This is a genomic window from Microvirga sp. P4_G7 (genome assembly GCF_056401005.1).
Map to the genome: position 1 here is coordinate 1 of NZ_JBFUKD010000343.1, position 3831 is coordinate 3831.

The window sequence follows — 3831 nt, forward strand, 5'->3', positions numbered from 1 at the left end:
GGGCAACAACGATCTCCTGATCCTCACGCAACCCGAAGCGGTGCGCGACGTGCATCTGAGCTATTTCCGTGCCGGCGCCGATATCGTCGAGACGAATACGTTCTCCGGCACGTCCATCGCACAGGCCGATTACGGCATGGAGGAAATCGTCTATGAGCTGAACTTCGAGGGAGCCCGCGTCGCGCGCGCGGCTGCCGAGATGGCGCAGCAAGAGGACGGTCGTCGCCGCTTCGTGGCGGGTGCCGTCGGCCCGACGAACCGCACGCTCTCTCTCTCGCCTGATGTGAACAATCCCGGATATCGCTCCGTCACGTTCGACGAAGTGCGCGACGCCTATGCCGAGCAGGTGAGGGGGCTCGTCGACGGCGGATCGGACATCATCCTCATCGAGACGATTTTCGATACGCTCAATGCGAAGGCGGCTGTCGTCGCGACGCAGAATGTTTTTGCCGAACGCGGCGTGAAGCTGCCGATCATGATCTCAGGCACGATCACCGATCTGTCCGGCCGCACCCTGTCGGGGCAGACGCCGACCGCGTTCTGGCATTCCGTGCGGCACGCCGAACCGTTCTCGATTGGCTTGAATTGCGCACTCGGTGCGCGCGAGATGCGCGCGCATATCCAGGAAATCGGAAAAGTAGCCGATACGCTCGTCTGCGCCTATCCGAATGCCGGTCTACCGAACGAGTTCGGGCTCTACGACGAGCGCCCGGAAGCGACGGCGACGATGCTGGCGGAATTCGCCGATGCCGGCCTCGTCAACGTTGTTGGCGGTTGTTGTGGCACGACGCCCGACCATATTCGCGCTATCGCCGAAGCGGTCGCCGGCAAAGCCCCACGTCAGGTGCCGAAGCTTCAACCCGTCATGCGTTTGTCAGGCCTGGAGCCGTTCAATCTCACGTCGGAGATCCCGTTCGTCAATATCGGCGAGCGCACGAACGTGACGGGGTCGGCCAAGTTCCGCAAGCTTGTGACCAATGGCGACTACGCCGCTGCCCTCGACGTGGCGCGCGATCAGGTTGTAGCGGGCGCGCAGATCATCGACGTCAACATGGACGAAGGCCTCCTCGATTCCGAGAAGGCCATGGTCGAGTTTCTCAATCTCGTCGCTGCCGAGCCGGATATCGCACGCGTGCCGGTTATGGTCGATTCCTCGAAGTTTCGTGTCATCGAAGCCGGCCTGAAATGCATTCAGGGCAAGGCGATCGTGAATTCCATCTCGATGAAGGAGGGCATCGAGTCCTTCATCGAACATGCGAAGATCTGCCGGTCCTACGGGGCGGCGGTCGTCGTGATGGCGTTCGACGAGCTGGGCCAAGCCGACACGCTCGAGCGCAAGGTCGATATCTGCACGCGCGCTTACAAGATCCTGACCGAAGATATCGGCTTCCCGCCCGAGGACATCATCTTCGACCCGAACGTCTTTGCGGTGGCGACCGGCATCGAAGAGCATAACGGCTACGGCGTCGCCTTCATCGAAGCGACCCGCATCATTCGTGAAACGTTGCCGTACGCGCACATTTCCGGCGGCGTGTCGAACCTCTCATTCTCGTTCCGCGGCAACGAGCCCGTGCGCGAGGCGATGCATTCAGCTTTCCTCTATCATGCCATCAAGGTCGGCATGGATATGGGTATCGTGAATGCCGGTCAGCTCGCCGTCTACGAACAGATCGATCCCGAGCTGCGCGAGTTGTGCGAGGACGTCGTTCTCAACCGGCGCGACGATGCGACCGAACGTCTGCTCGAAGCTGCACCACGCTTCAAGGGCGATGGCTCGGGACCGGTCAAGGTCGCGGATCTCGAATGGCGCACGTGGCCGGTCGCCAAGCGGCTGGAGCACGCGCTGGTGAACGGCATCACCGAATTCATCACCGAGGATACCGAGCAGGCCCGGCTCGAAGTCGAGCGGCCGCTCCACGTGATCGAAGGACCGCTGATGGCGGGCATGAACGTGGTCGGTGATCTGTTCGGCGCGGGCAAGATGTTTCTGCCGCAGGTGGTGAAATCGGCTCGCGTGATGAAGCAGGCGGTTGCCTATCTCATGCCCTATATGGAGGCGGAGAAAGAAGCCACTGGCGAAGTCTCGCGCTCGACTGCCGGCAAGGTCCTCATGGCGACCGTGAAGGGCGACGTGCACGATATCGGCAAGAACATCGTCGGCGTCGTGCTCGCCTGCAACAACTACGAGGTCATCGACCTCGGCGTGATGGTTCCGGCGCAGAAGATTTTGGATACGGCGCGCAAGGAAGGCGTCGACATCATCGGCCTGTCCGGCCTCATCACACCGTCACTCGACGAGATGGTGCATGTGGCGAGCGAGATGGAGCGTGAAGGTTTCGACATTCCGCTTCTGATCGGTGGAGCGACGACGAGCCGTGTTCACACGGCGGTGAAGATTCACCCGAATTACAACAAGGGCCAATCCGTCTACGTCACGGATGCGAGCCGCGCGGTCGGCGTCGTGTCTTCCCTTCTGTCGGCGGATATGAAGGGCGGCTACGTCGAGACATTGCGCGCGGAATACGGCAAGGTCGCCGAAGCGCACGCGCGTTCCGAGGCCGACAAGCAGCGCATGCCGCTGGCGAAAGCCCGGGCCAATGCGATGAAGGTGGATTGGACGAATTTCCGCCCCGCGAAACCCACCTTTACCGGGGCTCGCGTGTTCCGCAGCTATGATGTCGCTGAGCTCATTCCATATATCGATTGGACGCCTTTCTTCCAGACTTGGGAAATGAAGGGACGCTTCCCGAACATCCTCGAGGACGAGAAGCAGGGCGAAGCGGCGCGGCAGCTTTACGAAGACGCGCAGGATATGCTCAAGCGCCTTGTCGATGAGCGCTGGTTCAACCCGAAGGCCGTAATCGGTTTCTGGCCGGCCAACACCGTCGGCGACGACATCCGCCTCTTCACGGGCGAAAGCCGCACCGACGAGTTGGCGACCTTCTTCGGCCTGCGTCAGCAGCTGTTGAAGCGCGATGGGCGACCCAATGTCTGTCTGTCCGATTTCGTCGCACCGCACGAAACCGGAATCGCGGATTATGTCGGGGCGTTCGTCGTCACAGCTGGGATCGAGGAGGTGCGCATCGCCGAGAGGTTCGAACGCGCCAACGATGATTATCGCTCGATCCTGGTCAAGGCTCTTGCCGATCGCATTGCAGAGGCCTTCGCCGAGCGGATGCACCAGCGCGTGCGAAAGGAGTTCTGGGGGTATGCCGCGGATGAGAGCCTCACCAACGAGGATCTGATCAAGGAAACCTATGCAGGCATTCGGCCCGCTCCGGGCTACCCTGCGCAGCCCGATCATACGGAGAAGGAGACGCTGTTCCGTCTTCTCGATGCCCAACGGCGCATCGACGTCACGCTTACGGAATCGTATGCCATGTGGCCCGGCTCGTCCGTCTCCGGTCTCTATATCGGCCATCCGGAATCGTATTATTTCGGTGTCGCCAAGGTCGAGCGCGATCAGATCGAAGATTATGCGATGCGCAAGGGGATGAGCGTCTCCGAGGTGGAACGCTGGCTCTCGCCGATCCTCAACTACGATCCCGCGTCGTACACGATGATCGCCGCCGAATAGCGCGTCAGGCTACCGGTGGCGGTGGCGGGCGTTTTGCGATCAGATCGCGCAAGGTGGTGATCGTCGATGCGTCGGCGACACCATCGATACGCTCGGGTCGGAAGTGGCGCTGAAACGCTGCAACGACTTTTTCCGTGTCGTCGTCGAAAATGCCCGAGATCTTGATCCCGTATCCGTACATCGCGAGCATGGCCTGCAACGCTTCGACAGGCATGCCGCGGTCGCCGCGCGAAAAGAAGCGACCGTCACTGATC

At 61.2% G+C, this 3831-nt stretch carries 2 protein-coding genes; one reads left to right on the forward strand and one right to left on the reverse strand.

The window, feature by feature from the left end; genetic code table 11:
- Positions 1-3577: methionine synthase (metH, locus tag AC1DT3_RS14130; protein WP_477465887.1), on the forward strand; the 3577-nt coding region annotated here is incomplete at its 5' end.
- Positions 3578-3581: 4 nt separating this feature from the next.
- Here metH and AC1DT3_RS14135 read toward each other — a convergent pair.
- The coding region (locus tag AC1DT3_RS14135) for a peptidoglycan-binding domain-containing protein (protein WP_477465888.1) at positions 3582-3831 on the reverse strand (250 nt) is incomplete at its 5' end.